This is a genomic window from Streptomyces sp. L-9-10 (assembly GCF_004151105.1).
Classification (GTDB): domain Bacteria; phylum Actinomycetota; class Actinomycetes; order Streptomycetales; family Streptomycetaceae; genus Streptomyces.
Genome location: NZ_PHRF01000005.1, coordinates 262050 through 285748 on the forward strand (window position 1 = coordinate 262050; position 23699 = coordinate 285748).

Sequence of the window (23699 nt, forward strand, 5' to 3'; positions counted from 1 at the left end):
GCGCCGGGAGCCGTCCGCGCCAGGACATCGCCGCGCAAGCTCGTTCCGGTCATCACACCTTCAGGAGCAGCTCATGGCCACGTCCGACATCACCGGCGGTGAAACGCCAGAGAGAGCCGAACGGCGGGGGAGAGTGCGGTTCCGCCGCGCCGCGCTCATGGGCGTACCGGCGGTCGCCGCGGCCGCCACCCTCGTGATCCTCACGGCGCAGGGCGCCATCGCCGCTCAGTTCGCCATCTCCGGGATGCCCTTCACGGTCACCGCCGACCGCCTGGAGGGCCAGGGTTTCGAGCAGTTCGGCGGCATGGACAACATGGCGGAGGGCAGCCCCAACGCCGGCGACACCGGCGGCCAGGTCCTGGTGGTGGTCTCGGCCATCAAGAAGGCCAAACTCACCAAGCTCTGCCAGAGCGTCGAAATCGGCGGCACCTATCTGCACATCACCGCGGGCGACAAGGGCACACCCGTGTCCGCGACCGATCTGACCACCGACTCCACGGTGCTGACGGGCAATCAGGCGGATTTCGAGAACATCGAGATCGGCGGCGACGCGAGCACCTTCACCAAGGCGGGCGTCAAGGGTCCCCTCGGCGTCTTCGGGCAGCAGGCCGACACCGTCACCATCACCAACCTGCGCCAGACCAACTGGGCGACCACCGCCGCCAAGTTCCGGCTGCCCAACCTCCATCTCAACTTCAGTTCGAAGGGCTGCTGAGCGTGGCTCCCCTCGAAACGAATCCCCCGGCCGGGACCGCCGTCCCGGCCGGGGGCCGCCGTCCACTGCGCGCCTTCACCGCCTGGCGAAGACGCCGGCCCTTCTGGGGCGGCGCGCTCCTGCTGCTCGGCGGAGCGGAGATCCTGCTCACCGAGCAGGCCTCGATCTCGGTCGTCCTGCAAGCGGGAGCGGGAGGCATCGCCGCCTATCTGCTTCCGCTGGTCATGGCCGTATGCGGACTGCTGGTGCTGCTGAACCCGGGGCAGCGGCTGTTCTACTCGGTCATCGGCGTGCTGGTCACGCTCGGCACCTGGGTCACGTCCAACCTGGGCGGGTTCTTCGTCGGCCTGCTGCTCGGCGTCATCGGCAGCTCGCTGGCCTTCGGCTGGCTGCCCGACCAGGAGCCGCGCCGCTGGCGGCGGCGGGCCCCACGCGGGACGGCGTGACGGTGTCGCCCGAGGCGTCGCGGGGTCAGCAGACCGGAACGCCCGGCAACTGCGCCGCGGGATGGTCGATATAGATGCTGGAGATGAAGCCGCCCTGGTCACGGAGCTTGCTCCACCAGTTGTTGGTGTAGCCATCGGCGGTCACGGTGCTGCCCTGCTTCTGGCACACCACCGTGACATCGGTCGGTCCGGCGAGGACGTTGACCACCGCCGAGTCCAGATAGGCGTCCGCGCGCACCCGGATGTCCGAACCCCACGTACGGAAGGCGCTTCCGCCGCCACCGCAGCCGTTGTCACTGGTCAGATACGACTGGTTGTACTGCGAGGGGTAGGGCAGACCGGCACCGTTGACGACGATGTTCTGGCCCACACCGTTGAGCAACTGCTCGTAGTGGATATGTGCGCCGGAGGAGTTGCCGGAGGACCCGGTCACCCCGATCTGCTGTCCCTGGCCGACCGAGGCGCCGCTGGGCACGGAGTACGAGGCCAGATGGAAGTAGTACGTCTTCCAGCCCGCGCCGTGGTCGATCACGATGTAGTTGCCCGCGCCGCTGGGCTGTGACATCCGGGTGGCTGTACCGGCGGCGGAGGCCAGGACCGGTGTGCCGGCCGTCGAACCGCCGTCGGCCCGCACGAAGTCCAGCGCCCGGCGCACCTCGGCGGAGTGGTGGCCGAGCGTCCACCGCTGACCGCAGGGATAGGGGGCCTTGAAGTTCGGGGCGGCGAGCGGGGTGTCCTGGTGGGACCGCGGGGAACGGTCCGGCGCCTGCGGGGAGGCGGCGGCCGGGCCGGTCGTCGCGAGGAGGGCGGCGACGAGAAGGGAAAGCGAGGACAGTGCGGACCGCGCGGACAACGGATGTCTGCGACGCATACGGGCTCCTCTGCCGAAGTGGGGCCGATGGTGCTGAACGGGGTTGCGCGGTAAGGGAGTTCAGCACGTGGGGACGCCGGGCAGCCATGCCTCGGCGACATCGATGAAGATGTTGGAGACATAGCCGCCGTAGTCCGGCAGGTAGGACCACCCGTCGTTGGTGATGCCGTCGACGGTGATCCGCTGGCCGTGGACCTGGCACCTGACATTGACCCGGGTGGGCCCGGCCAGCCGCGCCACCTCGACCGATGTCGTCGTCGCCTGCTGCCGGATCCGTACATCGGTGCCCCAGGTCGGGAACGACGTGCCCGGCTGTCCGCCGGTCCACAGATAGGTGACGGTCACCCAGCCGTTGTCCGTCAGTCCGATATTGGCGAAGGTGCCGTCTGCCAGATCGATTCCCGCCGGATTGAGGACCCGTCGGCCCGAGCCGTCGAGTCCGCCGTTGTAGCCGTTCTCGTATGCCGCCTGCGCCTCCGGTTTCCCCTGCGGCAGATCCTGGAAGCTCTCCCGTACCGAGGAGGGGTTCCAGTGGTCGTCGCGGGTGTTCCAGGGACCGACGTCCCAGACCGGGGCGGTCTCACACCGGGCAGGACCGCAGACCTGGACGGAGTACTGACCACTGCCGTTCGGCGACAGGCCCCGCCTGGAGGGCAGTGCGACGAAGTGGTCGTTCGGCTGGATGACATGGCCGTTGGCGGTCGTTCCGCCGACGAGCCCCTCGCGGGTCGCGAAGACGCGCGCGCTGAAGGCGGCGGCGCCGACGCCGGTCCGCGGCTCGGGGCCCCGGTCGGCCGTCAGCCGCAGTCCCCCGACCCGTGCCAGGCCGGACGCGTCGGTGAGGGTGAGGCGCGCCTGTACGGTGCTGACGGTACGGGGCAGTGCCATCGCAGTCGCCGCCACCTCGCGCCACTCGGTCCAGGAGCCGTCGGCGGAGCGCCCCCTGACCTCGACGGTCACCCGCGCGCCGGCGGGCAGGCGGGCCGTGAGCTCGGCCCGTACGCGGTTGACGGGACGGTCGAGCGTCCGCGGCGCCAGCACCTGCGCGCCGTATCCCCGGTCGCTGTCCGCCGACGCGGTGCGGAACTCCCGGTCCAGGACGCGCAGTCCACCGGGGGAGTGGCGCACGTTCACATCGTCGGAGCCGACCCGGGAGAGATCCTCCGTCCAGGAGATCCCGTCCGGCGCTACGCGCGTGGACACACGCGCGTCGGCCGCCGTCGCGGGCGATGTGGCCACCGCGGGTCCCAGACACGCGAGTGCCGAGACGAGTCCGACCGGCCAGCGGTGCCGCTGCCACCTGTCACGCATCCTGAGTCGCCTTCGTTCCGGGCCGGGTGACGTCCCGTCACCAGTGCGAGGGGACGGCCGGCGCGTCGGGGTGTGCTGAGCGGATCGGGTCCGGGCGACGCGATCCGGGCCACCGTAGCGATTCCGCCATGTCCACGACAAGAGTCGGTTTCTCCCCGGCGCCCGCGGGACATGGCGCGGATCAGCCGGTCTCCTGGGCGCCGGACGGACGCGGGCCGGGGACGCCGCCGGGCGCGCCCGGGGCAGGGGCCTCGCACTCCGGAAGCGCTTGCGCCCGTACCCGGCGTACATAGCCGTCGACGAGCCGCTGGAGTACGTCGACGGTGGTGGCGATGTCGCGTTCCTCCACGTCGTGCAGGGCCTGTTGGAGGCTGGCGCGGTTGGCCTGGTGGAGGCGGGCCAGCAAAGCGGTGCCCTCCGCCGTGATCGCCACCCGGCGCGCACGGCCGTCGAGCGGATCGGGTGTGCGCTCGACGAGCCGCTGGGCCTGCAACCGGGCGATCTGGCGGGTGACATGGGAGGGCTCGACCATGAGCCGGGTGGCGAGATCGCCGACCCGGCTGCCGTCGTTCTTGTCGAGGGCCAGCAGCAGATACACGTCCGAGCGGCGGGCGGTGACGCCTGCCTGCGAGATCTGCTGGTCGTGCGCCTGGGAGCGGGTGAGCAGATACGACAGCAGAGCCAGCATCTTCTCCAGGGCCGCTGTGGGTTCCGGGGCGGTGTCGGCGTCCGGCATGGAGGAACTGTAACGGCAACACCGCGCAAGGGGGCGCAGGTGGCGGCGGTCGGCATTCGGCCAAAGTGGAACGACGGCCTTTCTCCCCTTCCTTCCGCACGCGCAGGCGCGTTAGCGTGACCGAGAGTTAATTGCTTTTGTTAGGTAATTCGCTCGCCTGCTCGGCTCTCTCCCGGAAGCTCACCCGCGTCCCGCGTGAAGGAGAACCCCCCATGACCGTCACCGACCACACGCCGCTCCTCACCGCCCCAGCCGCCCGGGGCGGTTGCCCCTTCGCCCCGCCTCCCGAGTACGAACAGGCACGCGAGGAGGCCCCCGTGACCCGGGTGACGCTCTGGGACGGCTCCCAGTGCTGGCTGATCACCCGTTATGAAGACGTCCGCGCGGTCCTCGGCGACCCGAGGTTCAGCGCCGACGCCACCCGCCCCGGCTACCCCTTCCTCACCCTCGCGCGCAAGAAGGTGACCGCGGGCGAGTCGAGCTTCATCCGGATGGACGACCCGGACCACGCCCGGCTGCGCCGGATGCTCACCGCCGACTTCATGGTCAAGAAGATCGAGGCGATGCGCCCCGAGATCCAGCGCCTCACCGATGAGCTGCTGGACCGGATGACCGCCTCCCGGTCGTCGGCCGACCTGGTCACGGAGTTCGCGCTGCCGCTGCCGTCCCTGGTGATCTGCCGGCTGCTCGGGGTCCCCTACGAGGACCACGACTACTTCCAGGAACGCAGCCGCGTCCTGCTGCACAACGATTCGACGGAGGCCGAGGTCCTGACCGCCAGGGACGAACTGGTCGGCTATCTGACCACACTGGCGAAGACCAAGGAGCACGCGCCGGACGACGGCATCATCAGCCGGCTGATGGCCAGGGGCGAACTCACCGTGCCCCAGACGGCGGCCATGGGGCTGCTGCTGCTGATCGCAGGCCATGAGACGACCGCGAACATGACCGCGCTGTCGGTGCTCGCCCTGCTGCGCGAACCGGACCAGTGGACCCGGCTCCAGGAGGACCCCTCCCTGGTGAAGGGGGCGGTCGAGGAACTGCTGCGCTATCTGACCATCGTGCACAACGGGGTCACCAGGGCGGCCACCGAGGACGTCACCGTCGGCGGCGTGACGATCCGCGCGGGCGAGGGCGTCATCTGCACGCTCAACACCGCCAACCGTGACGGGGACGTCTTCCCGTCCGGCGGGGACCTCGATGTCACCCGGGACGCCCGCCGCCATGTCGCCTTCGGCTTCGGCGTGCACCAGTGCCTGGGCCAGCCGCTGGCCCGGGTGGAACTCCAGATAGCGCTGGAGACCATCATCCGACGGTTGCCCGGCCTGCGGCTCGACGTCCCGTTCGAGGACATCCGTTTCCGGGCCGACATGGGCGTGTACGGCGTGTACGGGCTGCCGGTGGCCTGGTGAGCGCCGGAGTGGAGAGGAAGATCATGGAAGTCAGGCTCGACCAGGACAAGTGCTGCGGAGCGGGACAGTGCGTCGTCGCCGCCCCCGAGGTGTTCGACCAGCGTGACGAGGACGGCATAGCATTCGTACTCGACGCGCGGCCGCCGGCCGCGCTGCACGAGCAGGTACGCGAGGCCGCGCTCATCTGTCCGGCCGCCGCGATCCGACTGGAGCCATAGTGAGCGGAGCGGGAGTGGGCGAAGTCCGGCATGTGACCGTCGTCGGTGCCTCGGCGGCGGGCATGGCCACCGCCGAGGGGCTGCGCCGGGCCGGCTTCGAGGGGCGGATCACCCTCATCGGCGAGGAGGTCCATCTCCCCTACGACAGGCCGCCGTTGTCGAAGCAGCTGCTGTCGGGCGCCTGGGAGCCCGAGCGGCTGCGGCTGCGCGGCGAGGACGTGCTGACGGACCTGCGGCTCGATCTGCGGCTCGGTGTCCGGGCGGAGTCCCTGGACACGGCGGCACGCCAGGTCGTCCTGGCCGACGGCGAACGGATCGGCTACGACGCCCTGGTGGTGGCGACGGGCGCCGCCGCCCGCCGGCTGCCCGGTACCGAAGGCGTCGCCGGGGTGCATGTGCTGCGCACCCTGGAGGACGCCCTCGGCCTGCGGGACGCCCTGTGCGGCCGGCCGAGGCTGGTCATCGTCGGCGCGGGCTTCGTCGGCTGCGAGGCCGCCGCGGTCGCCCGTGAACTGGGCGCCGAGGTCACCCTCGTCAGTGATGTCCCGATGCCGCTGTCCGACGTACTCGGTCCTGAACTGGGCACGATGCTCGCCGAGGTGCACCGCGACCACGGAGTACGGCTGGAGACGGGCGTGCTCGTCGACGGAGTCGACTCCGAGGACGGCCGTGTCACCGGGGTGCGGCTGGCCGACGGCCGTACGCTCCCCGCGGACGTGGTACTGGTCGGTATCGGTGCCCGTCCGTGCACCGGCTGGCTGGAAGGGAGCGGTCTTCCGGTCGGCGACGGCGTGGAGTGCGACCCCACGCTGTACGCCGGGTCGGGGGTCTGGGCGGCCGGCGATGTCGCCTGCTGGCTGCACCCGCGCACCGGCGCCCCGACCAGGATCGAGCATCGCACGAACGCCGCAGAACAGGGACTGGCCGTCGCCAGGAACATCCTGGCCGGGCCCGGTGCCGCCGTTCCCTTCGCTCCCGTTCCGTTCGTCTGGTCCGACCAGTACGAGCTGAAGGTGCAGATCTTCGGCCGTACGCGGGAGGCCGACCGTATCCACGTCGTCGAGGGCGCCGTCGCGGACCGCAAGCTCATCGCGCTCTACGGGCGGGACGGCCGCGTCTGCGGTGCGGTCTCCGTCAATATGGCGCGGGCGGCCCGTCCTTACCGCGCGCTGGTGGCCGAGGGTACCGACTGGGAGACCGCGGTCGGCGCCCGTACGGAGCTGGTGACCTAGAAGGAGCCGGTCTCCTGTGAGCGGGTCCGGCCAAGTCGGCCGGACCCGCTCTTCGTCGTAGGGGGTGTCGAAGCGCTTCGATCCGACTATGGACAGGTCATGGACGTGCCATCTAGTCTCGAAGACGCGTCCGTCGAAGCGCTTCACTCCTCAACCGGCCTGCCTGGAGAGCTGAATGGTCACCCTCGCCGATGTCGCTCAGCATGCCGGAGTGTCCGCCAGCACGGTGAGTTATGTCCTCAGCGGCAAGCGCTCCATCTCGGCCTCCACCCGGGAACGGGTCGAGCACAGCATCGAACAGCTCGGCTACCACCCCAACGCCGGTGCCCGCGCGCTGGCCAGCAGCCGGTCGAACATCATCGCGCTCATGGTGCCGCTGCGGACGGACATGTATGTGCCGGTGATGATGGAGATCGCCATCGCGGTCGCCACCACGGCCCGTACCTTCGGCTACGACGTACTGCTGCTGACCGGCGAGGAGGGGCCGGCGGGGGTGCGGCGGATCGAGGGCAGCGCCCTCGCCGACGCGATGATCCTGATGGATGTGGAGCTGCACGACGACCGGCTGCCGCTGCTGCGGGAGGCGCGGCGCCCCTCGGTGCTCATCGGGCTGCCCGCCGACACCACCGGACTCAGCTGTGTGGACCTCGACTTCGCCGCCGCCGGCGCCGTGTGCGCGGACCATCTGGCCGGTCTCGGCCACCGTGAGATCGCGGTCATCGGTGAGGCCCCCGGGGTGTACGAACGCCTCACCGGCTTCGCCGAACGTACATTGAGCGGTCTGCGCGAGCGGAGCGCGGAGCTGGGGCTCCGGCTGCTGCACCGCCCCTGCGAGGGCAGTTACGCGGCCGTCTCCGCCACCGTCGGACGGATCTTCGACGAACGCCCCGGCACCACCGCGTTCATCGTCCAGAACGAGGCCGCCACCGATCCGCTGCTGGCCCTGCTCCGCCAGCAGCGGCGCGCCGTACCGGAGGACATCTCGGTGGTCGCCATCTGCCCCGATCAGGTCGCCGTCCATGCCTCCGTACCCCTCACCTCGGTCGCCGTCCCGGCGCAGGAGATGGGACGGCACGCGGTCGAGCAGGTGGTCGCGAAGCTCTCGGGCCGGGGATCGGACGAAGTCGTGCTGCTGCGGCCCGAGTTGACCGTACGGGAGAGCACGGGTCCCCGGGCGGCGTCCGGGGACCCGTCGCGATGAGCGGGCCGGCGTACCGTCAGCCGCCCGACACCGAGAAGCTGTTCGTGACGAAGTCGAGCCCGCCGGACGACGAGGTGATCTCGTAGCCGAACTGGACGTCCCCGATGGTCTCGTTGCCCCACCAGCCCTTGGTGTTCTTGATCCACTTGAGGATGGGCAGGATGTCGACCGTGCCGGAGGCGGAGTCCGAGGTGCGCAGGAACGAGAACACCTCGTTGCCGCCGTTGTTCCCCTTGTACACGTTCCAGGTGTGGCCGCCGAGTGTGGCGGAGCCCTGCGAGGTGCCGAGCGGGCCGACCGCGCCGTTGTGGTTCACCCAGAGCATGACCTCGTAGCCGTAGTCGGTGTCCCAGATGTCGTACGACGTGTTGTACGCGCCCGAGGACGGCACGGACACGTTGTAGCCGCTCCGGAGCGAGGACAGCGAGTCCAGGGGTTTGTTGATCACCTTCTTCGCGTTGGGGTACGACTTGATGCCGCCGGTGTTGGGGTGGGAGGCCCAAACCCCCCAGTTCGAGGAGGAGTTTGCCCAGACGGTCTGGGAGCCCGCGCCCGAACCCCAGATGTTGTTGTAGAGCGTGTAGCCGTCGGAAGTGGTGTACGAGCCCCACTGGTCCGACGAGGACCAGATGGCCGCGTGGGCGGGTGCGGCGGCGGAACCGATGAGGGCGGCGAACGCGGCCGCCGGGGCGAGCAGCAGCCTGCCCGGTGTACGGAGGTTCATGGCGTTCCTTCCCTGAGGGGGCGGTGGGTCAGCGGCTCAGTGGACCGGTGGGCCGGTGGTTCGGTGGATGAGTGGTTCACCGACTCGGTGGGCTCATGGCGTCCGCGCGGAGGACCGCCACACCGTGACGGCCCAGCCCGACCGAGCCGTCCACCGCGCGGCCGGTGAGCAGTTCCCGGTGCGGGCCGCCGACCGCGACGGTGACGTCCTTCGCGCCGTGGTTCAGCAGAAACAGCAGCGCGCCGCGGCGTACCGCCTCCACGCCGTCCGGCAGCCCCTCCAGCACGGGCCGGACACCCGCGCTCTCGGCCGCCCCGGCGAGGAGCGCGCGCAGCGCCTCCGGCTCGGGGAGCGTCGAGACGTACCAGGCACGGCCGTTGCGCAGGACGGCCGGAAGTCCGGCCAGTTCCCCGCTCGTGTACGAGGCGACGGTCTCGCCCGTCGACACCTCCAGCTCCTCGGACCACAGCGTGGCCCGGAAGCCGTCGCACTCCACGGTCTCGTCCGCGTCCAGCGGCCACCACTCGTGGACCGTGCCGATGCCGAACAGCTCCCGCAGCCGGACGTCCATCCCGCCCGCCCGTACCCGGTCGTCCTCGTCGGCGACGCCCGTCAGGAAGCCGCACACGAGGGTGCCGCCGTCGCGTACGTACCGGACCAGGTTGTCGATCGCGGCATCGGTCAGCAGATACAAGTGCGGTACGACCACGAGCCGGTACGCGCTCAGGTCGTGGTCGGGACGGGCGAAGCCGGTGCGGAGGTTGGACTCCCACAGGGCGCGGTGCCAGGCGCGCAGCACCTCCGGGTAGTCGAGACGCGCCGAGAGCCGGCCGTCCTGCTGGTCCGCCCACCAGGAGTCCCAGTCGTGCAGCAGGGCGATCTCGTCGGACGTATGTGTGCCCGTCACCTCCGGTCCCAGCCGCTCCAGTTCCGCGCCGATCCGCTTGATCTCCTGGAAGATACGGCCCTGTTCGCCCGCGTGGCCGAGCATCCCGGAGTGGAACTTCTCCGCGCCCTGCCGGGACTGGCGCCACTGGAAGTAGCAGACGGCGTCGGCGCCGCGTGCCACGGACTGCCACGACAGCAGCCGGTTGAGACCGGCCGGCTTGGGATGGTTGACGCCCCTCCAGTTGACCGCTCCCGCCGCCTGTTCCATCAGTACCCAGGGTCCTCGCGCCTCGGAGCGCGTCAGATCGCCCAGCATCGCGTTGTACTGACCGCCGTACGGATCCCTCGGATCGGGATAGATGTCGACGGACACCACATCCTCGCGCTCCGCCCATCCCCAGCCGTCCTGGCCGCTCCACAACGGCATGAAGTTGCTGGTCACCGGTGTGCCCGGGGTGTGCCGTACGACGATGTCGCGTTCCGCCGTGCAACACTCCAGCAGCGCGTCCGAGGTGAAGCGCCGGAAGTCGAGGGTGTGCCCGGGGTTGCGCAGGTACTGGGCGCGCCGGGGCGGGATGATCTCGTCCCAGCTGTCGTAGCGCTGGCTCCAGAAGGCCGTTCCCCAGGCCTCGTTGAGCGCGTCGAGACCGCCGTGCCGGGTGCGCAGCCAGCCGCGGAAGTGGCGTGCCGTCTCGTCGCACCAGCAGTGGGTGCAGTATTCGTTGTTGATGTGCCACATGCGCAGCGCCGGATGGCCGCCGTACCGCGCCGCGAGATCCTCGGTGAGCGCGGCGGCGTACGCGCGGTAGACGGGCGAGCTGGGGCAGAACTGCTGCCGCGAACCCCACCACACGGTCCGGCCGTCCTCATCGCGTGGCAGGGTCTCCGGATGACGCGACCCCATCCACGGCGGCGGAGAGGCGGTCGGGGTGGCCAGGACGACCCCGATGCCGTTCTCCGCCATGAGATCCATCAGCCGGTCGAGCCAGCCGAAGTCCCGTGCACCCGGGCGCGGTTCCAGCCGCGCCCAGGAGAAGACGCCCAGGGTGACGGAGTTGACCCGGGCCTCCTTCATCAGCCGTACGTCCCGCGGCCAGGTCTCCTCGGGCCACTGCTCGGGGTTGTAGTCGCCGCCGAAGAGCACACGGCCCCGTGTGGCGTCGTCCAGGGCGGGCATCAGACCGGGTCCCCGTACTGGACGCCGCGGCCGTTGGTGCCCAGATAGACGCGGCCGTGAACGCGTGGATCACCGGTGATCACCTCACCGGTCCAGCCCCACTGACGGGCGTCGTCGTTGATCCGTATCCAGCCGGCCCCCGCGTCGTCCGAGCGGTACACCCCGACGAAGTCCTCCGTCGCGCCGGTCTGGAAGACGGCGGGATAGACCGCGCCCGGGGCCGCCCTGCCGAAACCGAGGGCGTACGAGGCCCAGCAGCTGGTGATTCTGGTGAAGGAGCCCCCGCCGTCCGTGGAGCGGTACAGCCCGTTCCATTTGGCCGACAGCCAGAGATCACCGGTCCGCCCCGGCGCCGCCGCGATCCGGAACTGGACGTCCCCGGACGGCAGCCCGCCCGCGCCGCGCACGAAGGTCGCGCCCGCGTCCGTGGAGCGGTACACGGCGCCGGCGTCCGTGTCGTACACGGAGAAGCGCCGCGGGTCGACCGGGTCGGCGACCGGCACCGCGCCCCTGGGGAAGGTGGCCACCTCGCTCCAGGTGGTGCCTCCGTCGGTGGAGCGGAAGCCGGGATGCCGCGTACCGTCCCAGTGGACGAAGGACCACAGCAGCGTGGCGCCGTCGGCGCTCACCGCGATGGGCCCGGGAGCCGTCGACGCGATCGCGGGCTGTCCGGCGAAGGGACGCCAGCTCTGGCCGCCGTCCGTCGAGTACGCGCCGTTCCCGTGGTCGCCCCACCCCGTGCGCACCACATACGAGGGTTTCAGCGCGGCCAGCGCCAGACCGGTCGCCGAGCCGAAGACCGGGTTCGTGGCCATGCCCCGGGACGGGGAGACGGTCAGCGACTCGTGGTACATCACCCCGATGTCGCCGAGGCCGCTGAGCAGAGAGGCGGCCCCGGCGGCCGGTGAGAGCAACTGCCGTACCGCGGACTCCTCCAGACCCCGGATCCAGGGCGCCCAGCGCACCAGATCGCGGGTCGCGAACAGGGTGGCGCCCGTGCCGTACACCAGGTGCTTCGAGTCGTACGGATCGATCGCGACGGTCTGGATCCACCAGCCGAACTTGGGCGTGGCGCCCCAGGCGAGATACGGCGTCTCCCGGATGTCGAGCGTGGCGGTGTCCTTGAGCGAGACCCAGCTCCCGCCGCCGTCGGTGGACCGGTAGAGGGTGTCCACCGGGCCCCAGCGGTTGTTGGTGGAGACGACGACCGTACCGGCGACCCGCGCGTCGACGGCCACGCCCCCGTAGCCGAAGGCGTCACTCCCCGAGGGCTTGACGGGCGTCACGTCGCTCCAGACGCCGGTGGCGGTGTCGAGCCGGTGGACGGACCCGTCGGTCTGGTTGTTGGGGCCTGGCGCGTTGGAGTAAGTGACGTACAGGGAGCGGGAGTTCGCGTCGAAGGCGGCGCGGATCGGTACCGCAGCCGAGGCGCCCGTCGGCCGGCCGGGGACGGCCTCCCACGCCACGCCGTCGCCCGTACGGTAGAGCGCGCCGCCGCCGTCGCCCCACCCGGCGTACACCACACGCCCGGCGGCCACCAGAAAGGTGATGCCCTGGCCGGAGGCGCTCGCCGTGGCGGGGAACGGGGCGGCGGCCCAGGTCGCGCCCCGGTCGGCCGACGTGAGCAGCCCGTCGTGACGGGTGCCGAGATAGAGGGTGTCGCCGTCGCGCGGGTCGACGAGCAGCCGTTCGCCCGCGCCCCGGCCGTCCTCGTTGCCGCCGAGCTTCACGGGCAGAGCGGCACGGCTCCAGGTGGCGCCCCGGTCGGTGGAGCGCAGCACGGCGCCGTTGCCGGCCCAGGACTGGGTATAGGCACCGAGAGCGAGATACAGCCGGTCGGGCCGGTTCGGATCGACGGCCATGGCCTCGACGCCGAGCAGATGGTAGTCGTCCCAGCCGAGATGGTCGGTGAGCGGTGTCCAGCGCTGGGCCGCGTCGTCCCAGCGGTAGGCGCCGCCGATGTCGGTACGGGCGTAGGCCAGCCCCTTCACCGCGGGATGGAAGAGCACACCGGTGAGGAAACCGGTGCCACCGATGGCGGCCGTACGCCAGCGGTACGGCTGCTCCGCCGCCGCCCGGCCGGTGGCGGCGACGGGGGCGTGCCGGGGCGTGGCCAGCGCCGGGGCACCGGTCAGCGCGAACGCCGCCGCGGTCCCCGAGGCCGTGGTGAGCACCGTGCGTCTGCGGGGTCCATGCGTCGGATCGGACATGACGTCACCTTCCGTCGTGGGGGAGTGCGCGCCGGGGCGGCACCTGGTGAGGTCGTGCGCGAGCAGGCCCGGGGGCGCTTCAGCCCTTGACAGCGCCGGTGAGCATGCCCTTCCTGAAATGCTTCTGGACAAAGGGCGAGGCGACGGCGACGGGCAGCAGCGCCAGCACCATGACCGCCATCTGCACCGAGAGCGGGGAGAGCCGACCGGTCTTGATCAGCTGGCCGAGTCCCGTCGGCGGCTCCTGCTTCTGCACCAGCTGGATCATGACGTTCTGCAGCGGCATCATGTTCTGGTCCGTCAGATAGATCGACGCGTTGAACCAGGCGCTCCAGTAGCCGACCGCGTAGAAGAGCGCGATCACCGCGATCACGGCGCGGGAGAGCGGTATGACGATCCGCCAGAGGATCCGGAGATCGCCCGCGCCGTCGATCCGCGCGCTGTCGAGCAGCTCCGGGGAGATGTTCATGAAGAACGAGCGCAGGACCAGGACATTGAAGACGCTCACCGCACCCGGCAGGATCAGCGCCAGATAGGTGTCGGTCAGCCCCAGCGCCTGGACCAGCAGATAGGTCGGGATCAGACCGGCCCCGAAGAACATGGTGGCAAGCAGCGTCATCAGGATCCAGCGGTGGCCGGGCGAGTTCGTCCGGGAGAGTCCGTACGCGCACAGGACGGACACCACCATGCTGAACGTGGTGCCCACGACCGTCACCCCCAGGCTGACCAGCGCGGCGCGCTGCACCTGACCGCCGCTCAGCAGTTCCTCGTACGCGATGAGCGTGAGGTCCCCGGGGACGACCACCAGACCGCCGGCCGCGTCGATGGTGCTCCGCGACGACAGGCTGGTGACGATCACGATCCAGAGCGGGAAGAGGATCGCGAGACAGGCGGCCGTGAGCGCGATGCCCTTGCCCGCGAGGCCGGCCCTGGTGGGCTTCTCCTCCCAGACCGGACGCGACGGGGTGGCCCGGCGGCCGCGTCGGTGCCCACGCGCGGGGCCGGTGGTGGTGTCGGAGCCGACGGGGGCGGCGGTGCCGGAGGCGCTCATTTCCTGTACACCCCCTGCTCGCCCATGAGATGGGCGACCTTGTTGGCCGTGAGGACCAGCCCCAGACCGATGACGCCCTTGACCAGACCGGCGGCGGCCGCGTAGCTGAAGTCCTGGTTCCGGATGCCCGTCCACCACACGAACGTGTCCAGCACCTCCGCCGCGTCGCGTCCCACCGCGTCGCGCTGGAGCAGGATCTGTTCGAAGCCGACGGTCAGCGCGTCGCCCACGCGCAGCACCAGCAGCAGGGCGATCACCGGACGCAGCGCGGGCAGGGTGACATGCCACATCCGGCGCCACCGGTTCGCCCCGTCCATCGCGGCGGCCTCGTACAGCTCGTGGTTGACGGAGGCGAGCGCGGCGAGGAAGACGATGATGCCCCACCCGGCGTCCTTCCAGACGCCCTCGGCCGTCAGCAGGAACTTGAAGAGTCCGGGGTCGGTCATCAGGTCGAAACCCTCGACGCCGTGCCGCCGCAGCGTCTGGGCGATGATGCCCGCGCCGCCGAAGATCTGCTGGAAGACGGTGACGACCAGTACCCAGGAGAAGAAGTGCGGCAGATACATCACGGCCTGGGCGACCGCTCGCACCCTGGGCCGTACGACGCTGCTGATCAGCAGCGCGAACAGGATCGGGACGGGGAAGAAGAGCACCAGCTGGAGGAGGAACAGCACGAGGGTGTTCTGTACGGCTGCCCAGAACGCGGAGTCGCCGAAGATCCGCGCGAACTGTTCGAAGCCGACCCAGGGACTCTCCAGCATCGCGACGAAGCCGTTGTCGCTGAGATACGGGTCGTAGTCCTGGAAGGCCACCACATTGCCGAGGATCGGCAGATAGCTGAAGACCAGCACCAGCACCACCGCGGGCAGTGTCATCAGGATCAGCGCCCGGTCCCGGCGCAGCCGGACCCGGAGAGACGGCCCGGGAGCACGCTCACGCGGCGGCGGCTTCCCGTCCTTCCCCGGCCGCGGGCGGGCCGCGCTCCGCGCCCGCCGGCGTACGTCCGCGTCCGGAACCGTGCTCTGCGACACCTGGACTCCCTGCCGTCGTCTGCCGTGGGTCAGTTCGCGGCCGGTCCGGACTCGTCGAGCAGCTTCCTGTACCAGTCACGCAGCTGGTCGCCGCCCCCGCTCCGCCAGTCGGAGACGGCCCGCTGCATGTCGCCGATCTTCTTCCGGCCGCGGACGATGTCGTCCTCCAACTGCTCGAAGCCGTCGGCGAGATTGGTCCAGCGGGTCGGCTCGGTGATGGTCAGCCCGTAGAAGGAGGTCTTCTTGGTGAAGGCCCCCATCCGCTGCTGCCACTCCACCTGCGCCCTGGCGATATCGGGACGGTCGGGGTGGGCGACGTACGCGGCCGGGTCACCGGTGTAGTCGAAGGTGCCCGCGACCTCGATCGTGCCCTTGTCGTTCTTGACGGGCAGCCCCTTCTCCACCGTGTAGTGCGTGCCCTCGACGCCGTAGTCGGTGAGCATGCGCTCCTTCGTGCCGTACGGCGCGGCGGTGAAGTTCGCCAGGGCCAGTACATCCCTGACCAGCTTCTCGGTGGAGCCCTTCCTGACGAACGCCCAGATGCCCGCGGGCTGTACGGCGTAGAGCGTCGGGTCGCCGCCCGCGTGGCCGAAGAGATCCAGGGCGCCCATCGCGAACCCGGGGGTGGCCGCCTGCTCGACGGTCTTCGCGTACCAGTGGGAGAGATCCTGGTTGTAGATCAGGACCTGACCGGCCGTGAACCGGTTGCCGGCGTCGCCCTGCGCGGCCTTCGCGTCCGGGTGGACGACCCCGGCGGCATAGAGCGTGCGCGTCCACTCCAGGGCCTCCAGATACGCCGGGGTCTCGACACGGTGGACCAGCTTGCCGTCGACCAGGTCCCACCCCAGTGCCTTGTCGTTGCCGGAGAGCGCCCCGAACACATTGAAGGCGGTCCACTTCATGTCGTCGCAGGCCCAGACCTTGGACCTGGCGCTGGTGATCTCTTTGGCGAGCGCCAGGAACTCATCGGCCGTGCGGGGAAGTTCGTATCCCCGCTCCTCGAAGAGATCCTTGCGGTAGAAGGGCGCGATGTTCACGACGTACGAGGCGGGCATCGGGATGCCGCGGAGCGCGCCGCCGAAGATCGAGCGCTGCCACGCGTCGGTCGGGACGGCCGCGAGGTTCGGGAAGTCCTTGACCTTGTCGCCGGAGAGATACGGTCCGAGATCCTCGAACTTGGCGTTGACCGCGCCGGGGATCTTGCCGGTCAGATTCCAGCCGGGCACGACCACCACATCGGGGATCCCGCTGGAGGCGAGCACGGCGCCGAGCTTCTCGTCGTACGTGTTGCCGTCCTGGTTCTGCCAGACGGTCCGCACCCCGATCGCGTCGTTCATGGCCGCGTAGTACGGGTTGTCGCCGGCGGGCGGCGTGCCCCAGTACGGCGACATGATCGTGATGCGGCTGCCCGCGCCGAGCTTCTCCCGTACCGAGTCCTTCAGGTCCGCTGCGGCGATCGCCCGGGTGAATCCGGCGGAGGACCCGTTCTCGGGCGGGATGTCCGGCGCTACGACGCTCTGTGCCACGAAGGCCGGAAGGATCTTCCGCGCTTCCTTCCCGGAGGTGGTGCCCTCCTTCTTGGCGCTCCGCGTACCGCCACAGGCGGCGAGCAGCGGTGCGCCGCCGGCCACGGCGGTGGCGGCGACCGCGGTCGAGGCGAGGAAGCTTCTCCTGCTCGGTGCGGAGGAGGAATTCGGCGTCATTGCGTCAAACCCTTCGTGGTGCGCAGGCACATACGGCGAAAGCCCGCCGGACAGCTGCGGAGTCGAAGATTTGTCGAAGCGCTTCGATATTGCTGCGAGGTTAAATGAACCCTTCGGGAGGCACAAGAGTCACCTCCAAGATTCCTTGCTGTCTGGTTATTGCCACCCAACATGCTTGTGAAGAAGTGGAGTTGGCTGGATATTTCGCAGGGGTCCGGCGCATGGGGGTGTCTTGACAGTCGACCGGCTGACTCGGAGCATCGAAGCGCTTCGAAAGTTGATCGGCAGCCTCTTCCGGCGCTTTCGGCCCCACCGACCTTCTCCAGGGAGAACCGCCCGTGACCGAGGAACAGCCGCCCTTCCGTGACCCCCGGGCGACCCGTGCCGCGCGTGTCGAGGATCTGCTCGCGCGGCTGACACTCGAAGAGAAGACCGCCCTGCTGCATCAGTTCGCCCCGGCCGTCGAGCGCCTGGGCGTCGCGGCGTTCCGCACCGGACAGGAAGCGCTGCACGGCGTCGCCTGGATGGGGCCCGCGACCGTGTTCCCGCAGGCCGTCGGGCTCGGCGCGACCTGGAACGAGGAACTGGTGCGCCGGGTCGGCGAGGCCGTCTCCCGCGAGATACGGGCCATGCGCGCGCGGGACGGCCGGGTCGGGCTCAACGTCTGGGCCCCGACGGTGAATCTGCTCCGCAACCCGCTCTGGGGACGCAACGAGGAGGGGTACGCGGAGGACCCCCGGCTGACCTCCGTCCTCGCCACCGCCTACACCCGCGGCCTGCGCGGCGACCACCCCGACTACTGGCGCACGGCGCCCGTGCTCAAGCACTGGCTCGCGCACAACAACGAGACGGACCGGGCGACCACGTCCTCCTCCATCCGCCCCCGCGTGCTGCACGAATACGATCTGCGCGCCTTCAGAGGGGCCGTCGAGGCGGGCGCGGTGGCCGGGGTCATGCCCGCGTACAACCTGGTCAACGGGCGTCCCAACCATCTCTCGCCCGCGCTGCGCGAGCACCTGCGCGGCTGGACCGACCAGGAACTGCTGGTCTGCTCCGACGCGGGCGCGCCCAGCAACCTGGTCGACGCCGAGGCGTACTTCGACACCCACGAGGAGGCCACCGCCGCCGCGCTGCGCGCCGGGGTGGACAGCTTCACCGACCACGGCACCGACGCGTCCGTGCTCACCGGCCGGATCCGCCGTGCGCTGGAACGGGGCCTGATCGACGCTTCCGATGTCGACACGGCGGTACGACGGCAGCTGACGGTGCGGTTCGGGCTCGGGGAGTTCGATCCGGAACGCGATCCGTACCGGGAGACCTCGGCCTTCGACACCCCTGGACACCGCGCGCTCGCCCAGGAGGCGGCCGAGCAGGCCGTCGTTCTGCTGAAGAACGACGGCCTGCTGCCGATCGCGCCGGGCCGCCGTATCGCGCTGGTCGGTCCGCTCGCCGACGAGTGCAAGCTCGACTGGTACAGCGGCACCCTGATCCGCCGGTCCACCCCGCTCGACGGGCTCGCTGAACGCTTCGGCACCGACCGCGTCACCTTCGCCGACGGCGCGGACCGGATCAGGCTCAGGGCCGTGACGGGCGGCTGGGTCCGGGTGCCCGGGGCCGGGACGGCGAAGGCGGCGGCAGAGGAGGCGGCGGGGGAGGCGCGCGGCGCCGGGGGCGCGCTCGACCCGGCGCTGCTGGCGGGGCGCACCGACCTGCCGCCGCTGACCTGCGACGCCGCCCGGTCCGGCGAGGCCACCGAACTGGCCCTGACCGACTGGGGGAACGGGCTGATCACCCTGCGCGCGCCGGACGGCCGCTATCTGTCCGTCGCGGAGGACGGGTATGTACGGGCCTCCGCCGATCAGCCCGGCGGCTGGGTGGTCCAGGAGACCTTCCGGCTCGAAGAGCACGAGGGCGGGCACCTCCTTGTACACGCGGGGACCGGCGGGCACGTATCGGTCGCCGCCGACGGCCTGAAGGTTGCCGGCCCCGGCACACCTTTCGAGATCACCGTCGTCGAGCGCGGCGAGGACACGGTGGCCCGCGCCGCGGCCGACGCCGACGTGGTCGTCGTCGTGGCGGGCAACGACCCGCACATCAACGGCCGCGAGACCGAGGACCGCCGCACCCTCGCCCTGCCACCGCACCAGGACCGGCTGTGGCGGGCCGCCCACGCCGCCAACCCGCGCACCGCGCTCGTACTGGCCTCGGGCTATCCGTACGCGGTGGCCGACGCGCAGGCCCGGCTCCCCGCGCTGCTGTGGACCGCCCACGGCGGCCAGGCGGCGGGCATCGCGCTCGCGCGGGTACTGGCCGGTGATGTCTCACCGGCGGGACGGCTGCCCCAGACCTGGTACGCGGACGACGCGGATCCGGGCGGACTGCTCGACTACGACATCATCGGCTCGCGCCAGACCTATCTCTACTTCGACGGCACCCCGCTCTACGCCTTCGGCCACGGGCTGTCGTACACCTCCTTCCGCTACGACCGGCTGGAGGTCGGCCCGAGCCTGCGGGCACGCGTCACGGTCACCAACACGGGCACCCGCGCCGCCGACGAGGTGGTGCAGCTGTACGCGAGGGAGGCCGCCCCGCGCGTCCCCCGTCCGCACCGCCAACTGGTCGCGCACGCCCGCGTATCGCTGGCGCCGGGAGGCACGCGCACCATCGAACTGGCCGTCAGCGGAGACGAACTGGGCCACTACGACGTGGCGCGCGGCGCGTGGACCGTACCGGGCGGAACGTATGTCTTCGAAGCCGCCGCGTCCAGCGCGGACATCCGCCGCTCCGTCCGGCTCACCGTCCCGGGCGACGCCCCGCGCGCCAGGGACCTGCGGCGCGACGGACTGGCCGCGGCCGACTACGACGAGCAGACCGGCACCGAGATCGTCGACCGGACCAGGGTGTCGGGCGACGCGGTGACCCCGCTCGGCACGGACGGCGAGCGGAAGGCGGGCGAACTGCTCTTCCGGGACTGTGACTTCGGCGACGGCGCCGGCGGCGTGACCCTCGACGCGGCGGGCGAGGGTGAGGTCACACTGACCACGGCCGACGGCGGGGCACTCGCGGTGATCGAGGTCAGGGCGGGCGGCGGACCGTACGACTACCGCACCACCCCGCGCGCCGGACTCCCGCTCTCGGGCGTGCACGACCTCAGGGTCACCCTGCGCGGCCCGCTGCGCCTCGCGCGGATCGATGTCACCGGATGAGCACGCGGACGGGGGTCCGGGCGGCACCGCCCGGACCCCCTGACCCTCAAAGGGCCATGAATCAGGGAGCGTTGATCAGGTCATGCGCGGGCACGGACACCTTGCGGGCACCGGTCGTGCCGCTCAGTACGACCTTGCGCAGCGCGGTGTTGTTGGTCAGGCTGGTCTCGTGGAGCCGGCGCTCGGGGTTGGCGAGCACCTCGATGTAGTACGTACCGTTCGGCAGGTCGGTGATGTCGAACGACTGGCCGGGGCGGTACTGCGTGTAGGTGTCGCCGGAGCCGACGTCCAGCACCTCACGCACGGAGACGGAGCTCTGGACACCGCAGGCGGTGGACAGATCGGTGTTGTTCGGGTGCCAGTTGGCGTTCTTCACCGTGTAGTCGATGGCGTCGGTGTTGGCCAGGCAGAAGGCTTCCTTGCCGCTGCGCACGGCCTCCTTCTTGTCGGCACGCAGCAGGCGGTAGCTGGCGAAGTCGGTGAAGTGCCAGTGCTCGTGGCCCTGCCGCGCGTCCCACTCCATGGTGCCGGCGGGCTGGTAGCCGACCTGCTTGCCCTTGGCGTCGTAGAAGTACTGGTACGCGTCCATCAGGTCCTTGCCGGGACTGCGGAAGCCGTCCACGACCAGCGGCGCGGGACCGGCGTTCCACACATTCGCGCTGAACGCCAGATAGTCCTTGCCGGGGATGTCCCCGTCCTCGCCGTCGGTGACGGAGATGTCCCACGCCGGCAGCGCGCGCAGATCGGGCTTGGGCACGTCGGGCACGCTCGCACGGCCGGCCGGACGCTTCGCGTTGGGCTTGAGCGCGGGCGCGATCCGCGAACCGTCGGTGTGTCCGGGGCCGTCGCCCAGATGGCCCGTCCCCTTGCCGGACGTGAGAGCGTTCGGCAGCGCGGGCGGCGCCGGGGCGTCGGCCCCGCGGCCGTTGCTGCTCGTGTGCGCCGAGGCGCCGGGGTGCCCGGCCGGCGCGCCATGACCGCCGTGGCCACCGCCGTGACCGGCGGCCCTGGCTCCCGAGGGTGCCGCTCCGACCCCGCCTCCGTCTTCCCACTTGCGGTCGCGCACCGTCACCTTGACCGACTTCGATGTGTTGGGCATGCCGAACAGGTCGCGGTACTTCTTGGTGACGGAGACCTTGGCGGTGTACTCCCCGGCCGGCAGATCGACCGGCTCGGAGTAGTAGCCCAGGTTGGTGTTGGTCGCCCAGCCGTTCTGGACGCCCCACACCGAACCGAGCGTGAAGGGGTTCGTGGAGCAGCTCTCGGGATACTTCGAGGTGGACGGCGCGTCCGGACGGATCCGCCCCGAGGCGTTGTTCGGGCAGAACGTCTCGGTCGTCTTCACGACCGCCGCGCCCGCCGCGTTGCTGACGGTCACCTGGAGGAAGCCCGGCAGACCGGAGAAGTCCTTCACGAGACCCTTCGGCAGGGTCTTGGACCGGGTCTTCTTCCCCTCGTGGATGATCTGCTTGGCGACCACGGGGTCCTTGTAGGACTTGCGTGTCACCTGGAACTCCAGGGGCCCGCCATCGGCGGTGACATACGTGCCGAGGTCCAGATAGACGCCCGGTTCGCCCTCGTAGCGGTCGATTATCACGGAGTCGGAGGCGGCGATCAGGGAGAGCTTGGGGCCCGCCGGGGCCGCCGCTCCGGCGACGGGCGCGGCTCCGGCCACGCCCGCGATCACCGCGAGCGCCGCTCCGCCGGCGATCGCCGATCGCTTCGTACGGCTGGGGTGGTGAGGTCTGGTCATCGGTTCCTCGTCTGCGAGTGCCACAACAACAGTGGTACGCACGGATGGCGCGGGAGCCATCGACCGGGAATATCCCGATGTTTCGTGACAGGCCCTATGCGTCATCTATGTGTCACCTGTGAGATCAGGAGAGCGCCACTCCGGGTTGCCCGCGGACCCATAAGTCGCCGATGGTTGGCCGGAATCGTGCGACGAATCGCGGATCAGGCCATCAGGCGTGATTTCTTCCCCATGAACCCCTGGGTTGTGCTAGAGCGGTCACAGGGACAGCCGGGGGAGGAGTCACGCGAATGCTGGGCTCGCGCAGTCCCGCCGCGGCGGGAACGGCCGGTGCGGGAGCGGACAGCGGACAAGGAGCGGTTCCGTGGGCACAGTGGTCGATGACGCCACCGCTGCCGAGTTCCACGCGTTCTTCGAGCGGCACTACGCCGAACTGTCCCGGCTGGCCTATCTGCTGACGGGCGACGCGGACACGGCCGACGATCTGGCCTCGGACGCCCTGCTCGCGATGTGGCGCCGCTGGGACCGGGTACGGGCAGCCGATCACCCTGTCGCGTACGCTCGCGGGGTGGTCGCGAATCTGGCCCGCTCCCGGATCAGGAGCGCCGTACGGGAGCGTCGCCGCGTCTCGCTCTTCTGGTCGCAGCGGGGCGAGCGCTTCGACGATCCGGACGTACCGGCCGTGCTCGACGTCCAGGCGGCGTTACGGCGCCTCCCGTTCCGCAAACGTGCCTGTGTGGTGCTGCGATACGCCCTGGACCTCTCCGAACGCGACACGGCGCTCGCCCTGGGCATCTCGGTGGGCACGGTCAAGAGCCAGTCGTCACGGGGGATGGCCGAGCTGGGGCGGCTGCTCGGGCCGGGCGCCACGGCGGAAGAGGTGCAGGCCACGGTGGCTTCCCAGCGAGCCGCGGCGCCCACCCCGGCCCGCCGTTCCGCGCGCGCCTCGACACGTGCTGAAGGCAGGGGCTGATGGACGAGCTGCACAGGCGGCTGAAGGAGGCGGCGCGGGCCCACCGCCCGGACCGGGAGCGGATGCTCGCGCGCGTCGAGCGGGGCATGGCCGCACCGGCGACACGCCCCGCCGGGGCGCCGGCCCACCGCCCGGCGTCCTGGCTCCGGGTCGCCACGGCGGCGGCAGCGGCCGGTGTCCTCGCCGCCGGCACGTTCGTCCTCGTGGCCGCCATGGACGACGGCACCGATCCGGCGGGGACGGTCGCGACCACTCCCGGCCCGGCGAGCGGCGCCCCCGACAACCCTCCGACGGACGCCCGGGACGGCTATCTCCGGTCGGACGGCGTCGTCGACCCGAACAGCAACGCCTACTGGGCGCAGAGCAACATCACGCTGAAAACGGACCGGCCGCTGATCTCGCTCACCCTCGAACTGCGAGTCGCGCAGACCGGAGGGGTACGGGACACCGGCTCCTGGCGGTCGCTGCCCGAGGAGGACTTCACGGTGTCCGTACGCCCGGAGACCGGCGCGCTGGTCTACCGGTGGACGCTCAGGGACGGGGTGACGGTCCCGGCCGGCGAGCATGTCTTCGCGGCGCAGTACGACCACGCCGAGGGCGCGCGGGACGCCGGGGACGACCGGTACACGGCGGTCGCGACCGGCTCGGGCGGGACCGCCGAAGTCCGGGGGGACTTCACCGGGGCGCGGTAGCGGACCGCCCGCTCCCGCGACAGTGACAAGATTGGCGGGTACGGTCCGCGGCGTGCCGGCCGGGCGACGGCATCGGCCGGTCCCGCCCGAACGCGCCCCGGCGACCCGCGCCGCGCTGGGGGCGGCCGGTGTGAAGGTGGTTCAGGTAT

The 23699-nt window shown here is 70.8% G+C and carries 19 protein-coding genes; 9 read left to right on the forward strand and 10 right to left on the reverse strand.

Translation table 11 applies throughout. The features are described 5' to 3' along the window. Window positions 1–73 precede the first annotated feature (73 nt). Together CU044_RS01180 and CU044_RS01185 are read left to right on the forward strand one after the other, a co-directional pair. The gene (locus tag CU044_RS01180; protein WP_129766457.1) at window positions 74–715 is read left to right on the forward strand and encodes a DUF6230 family protein; all 642 of its coding nucleotides are present in this window, start codon (window positions 74–76) and stop codon (window positions 713–715) included. 65 nt (window positions 716–780) lie between these two features. After that, window positions 781–1161, forward strand: a complete 381-nt coding sequence (locus tag CU044_RS01185; RefSeq protein WP_129766660.1) for a DUF6114 domain-containing protein — start codon at window positions 781–783, stop codon at window positions 1159–1161. Window positions 1162–1186: 25 nt separating this feature from the next. On the opposite strand, the gene CU044_RS01190 is transcribed toward CU044_RS01185, so the two are convergent. The 3 genes from CU044_RS01190 to CU044_RS01200 form a co-directional block, all read right to left on the reverse strand. After that, the gene (locus CU044_RS01190) at window positions 1187–2032 is read right to left on the reverse strand and encodes a M23 family metallopeptidase (RefSeq protein WP_129766458.1); all 846 of its coding nucleotides are present in this window, start codon (window positions 2030–2032) and stop codon (window positions 1187–1189) included. 60 nt (window positions 2033–2092) lie between these two features. Further along, window positions 2093–3343 (reverse strand): hypothetical protein, encoded by a 1251-nt coding sequence (locus tag CU044_RS01195; RefSeq protein ID WP_129766459.1) that lies wholly within the window; start codon window positions 3341–3343, stop codon window positions 2093–2095. 181 nt (window positions 3344–3524) lie between these two features. Then, window positions 3525–4079 carry a MarR family transcriptional regulator gene (locus tag CU044_RS01200; protein WP_129766460.1) on the reverse strand — a complete coding sequence of 185 codons (555 nt, stop codon included), beginning with the start codon at window positions 4077–4079 and terminating at the stop codon, window positions 3525–3527. Between the two features lie 212 nt (window positions 4080–4291). Here CU044_RS01200 and CU044_RS01205 point away from each other — a divergent pair, with 212 nt between their 5' ends. The 4 genes from CU044_RS01205 (at window position 4292) to CU044_RS01220 (ending at window position 8142) form a co-directional block, all read left to right on the forward strand. After that, window positions 4292–5491 (forward strand): cytochrome P450, encoded by a 1200-nt coding sequence (locus CU044_RS01205; RefSeq protein WP_129766461.1) that lies wholly within the window; start codon window positions 4292–4294, stop codon window positions 5489–5491. 23 nt (window positions 5492–5514) lie between these two features. Next, the gene (locus tag CU044_RS01210) at window positions 5515–5709 is read left to right on the forward strand and encodes a ferredoxin (protein ID WP_129766462.1); all 195 of its coding nucleotides are present in this window, start codon (window positions 5515–5517) and stop codon (window positions 5707–5709) included. 14 nt (window positions 5710–5723) lie between these two features. Continuing rightward, complete coding sequence (locus tag CU044_RS01215) at window positions 5724–6941, forward strand: FAD-dependent oxidoreductase (protein WP_275670163.1); 1218 nt, start codon at window positions 5724–5726, stop codon at window positions 6939–6941. A 175-nt stretch (window positions 6942–7116) separates the two neighbouring features. Further along, the gene (locus CU044_RS01220) at window positions 7117–8142 is read left to right on the forward strand and encodes a LacI family DNA-binding transcriptional regulator (RefSeq protein WP_129766463.1); all 1026 of its coding nucleotides are present in this window, start codon (window positions 7117–7119) and stop codon (window positions 8140–8142) included. A 16-nt stretch (window positions 8143–8158) separates the two neighbouring features. Here the strand turns inward: CU044_RS01220 and CU044_RS01225 are convergent, their stop codons facing one another. From CU044_RS01225 to CU044_RS01250, 6 genes are all read right to left on the reverse strand, one after another. Next, window positions 8159–8866: a hypothetical protein gene (locus CU044_RS01225; protein ID WP_129766464.1), complete on the reverse strand. Its 708-nt coding sequence runs from the start codon at window positions 8864–8866 to the stop codon at window positions 8159–8161. Window positions 8867–8942: 76 nt separating this feature from the next. Beyond that, window positions 8943–10931 carry a beta-galactosidase gene (locus CU044_RS01230; RefSeq protein WP_129766465.1) on the reverse strand — a complete coding sequence of 663 codons (1989 nt, stop codon included), beginning with the start codon at window positions 10929–10931 and terminating at the stop codon, window positions 8943–8945. Beyond that, window positions 10931–13141 (reverse strand): sialidase family protein, encoded by a 2211-nt coding sequence (locus CU044_RS01235; protein WP_129766466.1) that lies wholly within the window; start codon window positions 13139–13141, stop codon window positions 10931–10933. Before CU044_RS01235 ends, CU044_RS01230 begins: the two co-directional genes overlap by 1 nt. 79 nt (window positions 13142–13220) lie before the next feature. Further along, window positions 13221–14192, reverse strand: a complete 972-nt coding sequence (locus CU044_RS01240; protein ID WP_129766467.1) for a carbohydrate ABC transporter permease — start codon at window positions 14190–14192, stop codon at window positions 13221–13223. Next, window positions 14189–15223 carry an ABC transporter permease subunit gene (locus tag CU044_RS01245; RefSeq protein WP_129766468.1) on the reverse strand — a complete coding sequence of 345 codons (1035 nt, stop codon included), beginning with the start codon at window positions 15221–15223 and terminating at the stop codon, window positions 14189–14191. The genes CU044_RS01240 and CU044_RS01245 overlap by 4 nt, the downstream gene beginning before the upstream one ends. Window positions 15224–15252: 29 nt before the next feature. Beyond that, window positions 15253–16926, reverse strand: a complete 1674-nt coding sequence (locus tag CU044_RS01250; protein ID WP_129766469.1) for an extracellular solute-binding protein — start codon at window positions 16924–16926, stop codon at window positions 15253–15255. Window positions 16927–17264: 338 nt separating this feature from the next. On the opposite strand from CU044_RS01250, the gene CU044_RS01255 reads away from it, so the two are divergent. Next, complete coding sequence (locus CU044_RS01255; RefSeq protein WP_129766470.1) at window positions 17265–20132, forward strand: glycoside hydrolase family 3 C-terminal domain-containing protein; 2868 nt, start codon at window positions 17265–17267, stop codon at window positions 20130–20132. Between the two features lie 61 nt (window positions 20133–20193). On the opposite strand, the gene CU044_RS01260 is transcribed toward CU044_RS01255, so the two are convergent. Then, window positions 20194–21885, reverse strand: coding sequence for a lysyl oxidase family protein (locus tag CU044_RS01260; protein ID WP_129766471.1), 1692 nt, complete (start codon window positions 21883–21885; stop codon window positions 20194–20196). Window positions 21886–22249: 364 nt separating this feature from the next. Here CU044_RS01260 and CU044_RS01265 point away from each other — a divergent pair, with 364 nt between their 5' ends. Further along, a complete protein-coding gene (locus CU044_RS01265; RefSeq protein ID WP_129766472.1) occupies window positions 22250–22858 on the forward strand; it encodes a SigE family RNA polymerase sigma factor in 609 nt (202 codons plus the stop codon). Beyond that, window positions 22858–23550: a hypothetical protein gene (locus CU044_RS01270; protein WP_129766473.1), complete on the forward strand. Its 693-nt coding sequence runs from the start codon at window positions 22858–22860 to the stop codon at window positions 23548–23550. Before CU044_RS01265 ends, CU044_RS01270 begins: the two co-directional genes overlap by 1 nt. Window positions 23551–23699 lie beyond the last annotated feature (149 nt).